Genomic DNA, 6,888 nt, shown 5'->3' on the forward strand with positions numbered 1-6,888 from the left:
ATGATAGACGCCTGTAGGGTAAAGCCTCCATGGAAGCCTGCGGTTATAGTTCACAAGCCGAAGCTTACCGATATAGCTATTATCTTCTCTACAAAGGCAGGGCAACTATCAAACGTGGATAAGGAAAAGAGGTATTCCGCTTTTACGAGGGCGCTTTACGAGATGGCAAGTTCCGGGCTTGTGAATTTGGACTTTGACGATGATGGGTATGTAGAAGTGGGAGAGCTTGTTAAACCTCTGAGAAAATGGGTAAGGAAAGTGTCATCCGACCCCTCTCAATCTCCGGATGTATGGGGTCCCGAGGACTTTGAGGTCTTCCCTGTAGAGTGATGGTGAGGTTCTTTTTATTGCTCGTTAGTTTTGCCCTTTCTTTCGGTGCGGTGGTAGAGTCCGAAGGGGAGGGCTGTAGCTCCGACATCAAGGAGGCAAAGAGAGAAGCCCTCAAGAATGCAAAGATAGAAGCGGTTGAGAAATACTTGGGTGTCCTCATAAGCTCAAAGAGCCTAATAGTGAACGGCAGGCTGATGAGGGACATAATCCAGACCCGTGCCCTCGGGACGGTCAAGCTTGTGGGTGACCCCATTTTTTCCGCTCCCGTCCTTGAAGGCAAAGATCAGGTGTGTGTCAGAGTTAAGGTAAGCTTTGAGCTGCCCGAAAGGGGCGTGAAACCTGCGGACTTCGGTCTTGTGCTGCTCACGGACAAGAAGGAGATCAGGAAAGGTGAGGAGATAAGGCTCAAGCTCTCTTCCGAAAGGGAGTGCTTTCCTTACCTGTTCGGCGTGGACGCAAAGGGCAGAGTCTTCCGCCTGTATCCTAACCCTATCGAACCGCACAGAAAGGTCTCAGGAAGTATGATGTTCCCGACAGGCAAGATGCTATCCGCGGGGTACAGGCTCGTTGTCTTCCCCATGCCGGAGCTTCCTCTTCCCCAGAGGGAGGAGATACTCTTCATCTGCACAAAGGAGAGGATAAGCGCACTCAGGGAGCTCTTTCCCCTTGCCTTTGCTTCCGATGAGGATAGGGTTCGCAGGCTTCTGAGAAGCTCCTACCACGAGACAGTAGAGAAGTTCAGCGATATACTGACCCAGATAGGACCGGAAAACTACGATATGGTTGATGTTTCCTATGTTATTTATTGATTTATGAAACAGCTGAGCCAAAGAAGGGTTCTGCTCGGCATAACGGGCGGAATAGCGGTTTACAAGTCTGCCAGCCTCGTGAGGGAGCTCAAGAAGGCGGGTGCTCAGGTTAAGGTTGTGATGACGCCCTTTGCCCAGAGATTCGTAAGCAGGCTGACCTTTGAGACTCTCTCCGGAAACAGGGTCTATGTGGACTGGGAGGATGAGCCTCTGGCTCATATAAACCTCGCCCGCTGGGCTGAGGTCTTTCTTATAGCTCCCTGCACGGTAAACACCCTCTCAAAGCTCGCCCTCGGGATAGGGGACAACCTGCTGACCACCACAGCCCTCGCCTACTCGGGAAAGCTCCTGATAGCTCCAGCGGCGAACACGGTGATGTATAAAAACCCTGCAGTTCTGGAGAACATAGAGAGGCTTAAGAGGATGGGAGCTATAATCGTTGAACCCGAGTGGGGAATCTTAGCCTGTGAGGAAGAGGGAGAGGGAAAGCTCGCCTCGGAAGAGAGGCTCCTTGACTGGCTCTGCTGGGCTCTCTTTCCGAAAAGGCTTGAGGGTAAGAAGGTTCTTATAACCTGCGGTGCGACCCGTGAGTACATAGACCCGGTGCGCTTTATCTCCAACGACTCCAGCGGTGAGATGGGGTTCTCCCTCGCAAGGGTTGCCCGCTGGATGGGTGCAAGGGTGAGGGTAATCGCGGGATTCACAACCGCTAAGGAACCTCCGGAGGTAGAGGTTATCAGGGTAAGGAGCACCCAAGAGATGAGGGAGAGGGTTCTTGAGAGCTTTAGCTGGGCGGATGTTGTGATAATGAACGCTGCGGTTTCGGACTACAGACCTAAGGAGAGGTTCTCTGAAAAGGTTAAGAAGAAGGAGAGCTTCGCCCTTGAGCTTGAGAAGAACCCCGACATCCTTGAGGAGCTCGGGAAGAGGAAGGAGAGGCAGATCCTCGTTGGCTTCGCTCTTGAGAGTGAAAACCTGATAGAGAACGCAAAAGATAAACTAAGGAGGAAGAACCTTGACCTCATAGTTGCTAACCCCGTAGAGGTAATGGGGGCAAAGCACCACAGGGGATACCTGATAAGCAAGGAAGGCACCCGGAAATTTGAGTTTGAAGACAAGCTCAGCAGTGCCGAGCTCATATTAGAAAAAGTTGCGGAGATCGCTGGCTGGAAAACAAAGAATACTTAACTTTTCCTCTCTATTCCTAAGACCTTATATAGGAGCTGTTCTATCCTGTCAAGCCTACGCTCCACTGCATCAAACCTCCTATCCATATCCTGCCTCAAGTCATCCATCCTCTTCTCCACACTATCTATCCTCTTGTTAATTCAAGAACATGAATATCCCCATGAAACCTGCTACACCGAAGATAATTGTCAAAACCTGCCCCACTCCATAAGGAAAATATAACCCCAAATGGCAACCCCGACATACCTTGCCTAAATCTTCCTGACGTCCACGTAAGAACCGCTTTCAAACTCAAGGAGTTTAGGGAATGTTTCAAAGAGGAGCTTCGCTGCCTCCTCGGGGGTTCTCTTGGGGGCTTCCCTTATGCGCTTTACAGAAGGAAACCTTCTCTCGTCCTGCTTCATTACCTCTTCAAGCATGGGTGTCAGAACGAGCCCGGGGGCGAGGGCTGTTATGTGAGTCTCCTCCATCTCTCTTGCGTAGAGCTTCAGAAGGCAGTTCAGGGCAGCCTTTGATATGGAGTAGGCGTTCCATCCGCGGTTGCAGTTTACAGATGCTCCAGAGGATATGCCAACGAGCTGTCTTACTTTTACGCCCATATCAACGAGGGTGTCAATTATCACCTTGTTAGCCCAGACGTTCACATCCATAACCTCTTCCATCCTGTAAAGGGGAACATCCTTCATGTCCCCGAACTCACCCAGAACTCCAGCATTCAATATCACAAGGTCAAGCCCCGCGACGCCCTTTAAGAGCCTCTCCACCGCAGGCGCCATCCTCTCCCTTTCCCTCAGGTCACAGCTTACAAAGCGTACCTTTCCTCTCAGCTCAGGGGGGAGGTGTCTGCTGAGAGCAAAGACCTCGTACCCCCTTAGGAGGGCTTCCTCCACCAGTGACTTCCCAAGACCTGAACCTATGCCGGTTATGAAGAGTCTCATCTCTTTACGCTCCTCTCCTCAAGGAGTTTTTTCAGGCTCTTGGATATCTCCCTCACTATTATCTCAAACTTCGGATTTAGCTCCTTCAGAGAGCTGTACAGCTCTTCGGGGGGCACCTCCCATGTGCTTATCAACCTGTTCTTTAGGTTCGTCATCTTGAAAACGTCCATGTAGTACTCCTGGGGAATTACTCCAGCCTCAACCATCTTTGAGAGGCAGTCATCCCCGAACTTCTTTATACCGAACTTAGGTGCGAGGTGCTTGCATATATCAAAGAGAGAGTCGTAGGCTACCTGATAAAAGTACTTGGTCCTGTCGTAGTACATGGGCTTTTCCTTGAACTCCTCAAGACCCTGCTCAAGAACAAATCCTATCTTCTTTACCGAATCCTTTATGAACTTGGACTTCTCGTTCAGGAGGTCAAAGTCTATGAGGAGGTAGTTCCCCGTTGTCTCCTTCACATACTCCACCACAGCCCTCGCAAACTCCTTGAACATAACGAGGTTATCCCTGAGGAAATCGTAGAGCTCTTCGGGTGATACAGCCTCCTTAAGGTCTCTGTACTTGAAGTAAAACTCGGTGAAGGCTCTCAGCTTGTCCACGTCCTTCATGCCTATGTGCTCCGCAAGCTTCACGAGGCAGTCCTTTGAGCTCGTTCTCAGCCCAAGAACGGTGGACATGTGCCTGCATACCCTCATCGTGCTTTCAAAGGCTAAGTTGAAGTCAATCCTCACCTTATCAAGGACGAGCTTGTTGCTCGTGAACTCCTCCTTGGGAAGGGAGAGGTGCTTTTTAAGGTCAACGTAAGATTTCTCAAGGTTCTGGAAAGCCTCAACTATGAGGCTTATCTTAAAGCTCTTCTTCCTACCGCTCTTTGCCATTGGCTTTAAATATATACCGCAGCGCTGACTTCAATGACCTCAAACATGGTATTGTCATATGCCCATCCTATTGTTATCTTATAAACTCAAGTGAGGTTAGAGCATGTTTGAAAAGTTTACCGAGAGAGCAAGACAGGTCATACTCCAGGCGAGAGAGGAAGCTCTTGACCTGGGACACAGCTACCTCGGGAGTGAGCATATCCTGCTCGCCCTGATAAAGGAAGAGGACATCCCGACCTTGGTCCTCTCAAGGTTCGGGCTCACACCCGACAAGGTAAGAAAGGCTGTGATGGGGCAGATAAACAGGGGCTCCCACACGGGAGAGATACTCTTCGCCCCGGACGCCAAGAGGGTGATAGAGTTCGCCGTTGAAGAGGCGAGGATCCTTCACCACCAGTTCGTCGGTCCGGAGCACCTTCTCATAGGTATAGTCAGGGAGAAAACCGGACTCGGTGGAAGGATTCTGAGGAGCTTCGGTCTTGATGAGTACTCCGTCAGGCGTGAGGTTCTGCAGATACTCGGGGAGCTCCCCCCTCAGGAGAGCGTCAAGTACGCGCCTACTCCAAACCTTGACAGGTTCTCAAGGGACCTCACCCAGATGGCAAGGGAAGGCAAGCTTGACCCCGTAATAGGAAGGGAGAGAGAGATAGAGAGGGTCATCCAGATATTGGTCAGGAGAAGGAAGAACAACCCCGTTCTCCTCGGAGACCCCGGTGTGGGTAAGACCGCTATAGTTGAAGGGCTCGCTCAGAGGATAGCAAACAAGGAAGTCCCCGAACCCCTCCTGAACAAGAGGGTTGTGGCTCTTGACCTTGCTGCTCTGGTTGCGGGAACAAAGTACAGGGGTCAGTTTGAGGAGAGGCTCAAGAACATCCTCAAGGAGCTTGAGAAGGCTCCTAACGTCATACTCTTCATTGACGAGATACACACCCTCGTCGGTGCGGGTTCCGCCGAAGGGTCCATAGATGCCTCCAACATGCTTAAGCCAGCCCTCGCAAGGGGCGAGATACAGGTCATAGGTGCGACCACCCTTGATGAGTACAGGAAGTACATAGAGAAGGACGGAGCCCTTGAGAGAAGGTTCCAGCCAGTTCTCGTTGACCCACCATCGGAAGAGGATACTGTACAGATACTGTACGGACTCAAGAAGAAGTTTGAGGAGTTCCACGGAGTTGAGTACACGCCCGAATCCCTTGAGAAGGCTGTGTCTCTGTCGGTCAAATACATAACCGACAGGAACCTACCCGACAAGGCTATAGACGTCGTGGACGAAGCCGGAGCCCTCGTGAAGCTCAAGGCTATGGACCTCCCGCCGGAGCTCAAAGGGCTTGAGGAACAGATAAAGGAGCTTGAGAGACAGAAAGAAGAGGCTGCAAACGAACAGGACTATGAAAAGGCTGCCAACATAAGGGATGAAGAGCTGAGGCTCAGGGCAAAGTTTGAAAACCTGAAGGCTAAGTGGAAGCAGGAGATAGAGAAGGACAGACCCAAGGTCACGCCCGAGGACGTAGCGGAGGTGGTGGCGAGGTGGACCGGAATTCCCGTCAGAAGGGTTCACGAGAGCGATATGGAGAAGCTCCTTCACATTGAAGAGGAGCTTAAAAAGCGTGTCGTGGGCCAGGACGAGGCTATAAAGGCTGTAGCCAAAGCCATAAGAAGGTCAAGGGTCGGTCTGAAGGGCAAGCACAGACCGATAGGTGTCTTCCTCTTCCTCGGACCGACGGGCGTAGGTAAGACGGAGACCGCAAAGGCACTCGCCGAGTACCTCTTTGGAACGGAAGATGCCCTCATAAGGTTTGACATGTCCGAGTACATGGAGAAGCACACCGTTTCAAGGCTCATAGGTGCGCCTCCCGGATACGTTGGCTACGAAGAGGGTGGACAGCTGACCGAGAAGGTAAGGAGAAGACCATACTCCGTTCTCCTCTTTGACGAGATTGAGAAGGCTCATCCAGACGTGTTCAACGTCTTCCTGCAGATATTTGACGACGGAAGGCTGACCGACGGTCTGGGAAGGACGATAGACTTCTCCAACACCATAATCATCATGACCTCCAACCTCGGAGCGAGGATGATAGTTCAGGGCGGAACGATGGGCTTTGAGAAGAAGTTCGGAATGATTGACTTTGAACAGATGAGGAAGAACGTTATGGATCAGGTCAAGAGGACCTTCAACCCCGAGTTCCTGAACAGGCTTGACGAGATAATCGTTTACAGACCCCTTGAGAAAAAGGATGTTGAGAAGATACTTGAGCTCCAGGTCAAGGAGGTCAACGAGAAGCTCGCAGAGTGGGATATAAAGGTAAAGCTTCACAAGAGCTTTGTTGACTGGATAATAAAGAGGGAGTACAGACCGGAGTTCGGTGCGAGGAGCCTCAAGAGGGCTCTCCAGAAACACGTTGAGGACCTGCTCGCCGAAGAGCTTATAAAGGGAACCCTAAAGGACGTTGACCTCGTTGAGATAAGGGTAAGGGGCGACAAACCCTACATCAAGCCCGTAAAGAAGAAGGAGAAGCTGGAAGAAGCACTGCTTAAGTGATAAGCACCCCGGAGTCTCTCCGGGGACCTGCTCTTTCCCTACTTGCTGTATAATACCTATTTCGTGATTAGACCTTTCCTCTTCTTCCTATCACTTCTGATAACCCTTACTCTGTCCTTTGCCCTGACCGTATCAAAGATAGAGATAAGAGGCAACAGGTACGTTCCCGATGAGCTTATAAAGGAGCTCCTCGTCACAAAGGA

Annotated in this window: 7 protein-coding genes; 4 read left to right on the top strand and 3 right to left on the bottom strand. The window is 51.1% G+C overall.

Annotated features, from left to right (window positions below):
• The 3 genes from AC1HCM_RS05620 to coaBC form a co-directional block, all read left to right on the top strand.
• A partial coding sequence (locus AC1HCM_RS05620; protein ID WP_479460790.1) for a hypothetical protein occupies positions 1 to 330 on the top strand: 330 nt, incomplete at its 5' end.
• Positions 330 to 1,139 carry a DUF4384 domain-containing protein gene (locus AC1HCM_RS05625; RefSeq protein ID WP_479460791.1) on the top strand — a complete coding sequence of 270 codons (810 nt, stop codon included), beginning with the start codon at positions 330 to 332 and terminating at the stop codon, positions 1,137 to 1,139. The genes AC1HCM_RS05620 and AC1HCM_RS05625, both read left to right, overlap by 1 nt.
• A gap of 3 nt (positions 1,140 to 1,142) precedes the next feature.
• Positions 1,143 to 2,327, top strand: a complete 1,185-nt coding sequence (gene coaBC, locus AC1HCM_RS05630; RefSeq protein WP_479460792.1) for a bifunctional phosphopantothenoylcysteine decarboxylase/phosphopantothenate--cysteine ligase CoaBC — start codon at positions 1,143 to 1,145, stop codon at positions 2,325 to 2,327.
• On the opposite strand, the gene AC1HCM_RS05635 is transcribed toward coaBC, so the two are convergent.
• The 3 genes from AC1HCM_RS05635 to AC1HCM_RS05645 form a co-directional block, all read right to left on the bottom strand.
• Positions 2,324 to 2,446: a hypothetical protein gene (locus tag AC1HCM_RS05635; protein ID WP_479460793.1), complete on the bottom strand. Its 123-nt coding sequence runs from the start codon at positions 2,444 to 2,446 to the stop codon at positions 2,324 to 2,326. The two genes, coaBC and AC1HCM_RS05635, sit on opposite strands and share 4 nt — an antisense overlap.
• Before the next feature lie 132 nt (positions 2,447 to 2,578).
• The gene (locus AC1HCM_RS05640) at positions 2,579 to 3,265 is read right to left on the bottom strand and encodes an SDR family NAD(P)-dependent oxidoreductase (protein WP_479460794.1); all 687 of its coding nucleotides are present in this window, start codon (positions 3,263 to 3,265) and stop codon (positions 2,579 to 2,581) included.
• Entirely contained in the window at positions 3,262 to 4,146 is an 885-nt protein-coding gene (locus AC1HCM_RS05645) for a HepT-like ribonuclease domain-containing protein (protein WP_479460795.1), read from the bottom strand. The genes AC1HCM_RS05640 and AC1HCM_RS05645 overlap by 4 nt, the downstream gene beginning before the upstream one ends.
• Positions 4,147 to 4,249: 103 nt before the next feature.
• On the opposite strand from AC1HCM_RS05645, the gene AC1HCM_RS05650 reads away from it, so the two are divergent.
• Positions 4,250 to 6,685, top strand: a complete 2,436-nt coding sequence (locus AC1HCM_RS05650; RefSeq protein WP_479460796.1) for an ATP-dependent Clp protease ATP-binding subunit — start codon at positions 4,250 to 4,252, stop codon at positions 6,683 to 6,685.
• Positions 6,686 to 6,888: the final 203 nt, after the last annotated feature.

This window comes from Hydrogenivirga sp. (genome assembly GCF_056450045.1).

Bases quoted from the DNA above. Each gene is read 5' to 3' on its own strand.
- AC1HCM_RS05625 (WP_479460791.1), top strand. From the start codon at position 330: ATGGTGAGGTTCTTTTTATTGCTCGTTAGTTTTGCCCTTTCTTTCGGT.
- coaBC (WP_479460792.1), top strand. From the start codon at position 1,143: ATGAAACAGCTGAGCCAAAGAAGGGTTCTGCTCGGCATAACGGGCGGA.
- AC1HCM_RS05640 (WP_479460794.1), bottom strand. From the start codon at position 3,265: ATGAGACTCTTCATAACCGGCATAGGTTCAGGTCTTGGGAAGTCACTG.
- AC1HCM_RS05645 (WP_479460795.1), bottom strand. From the start codon at position 4,146: ATGGCAAAGAGCGGTAGGAAGAAGAGCTTTAAGATAAGCCTCATAGTT.
- AC1HCM_RS05650 (WP_479460796.1), top strand. From the start codon at position 4,250: ATGTTTGAAAAGTTTACCGAGAGAGCAAGACAGGTCATACTCCAGGCG.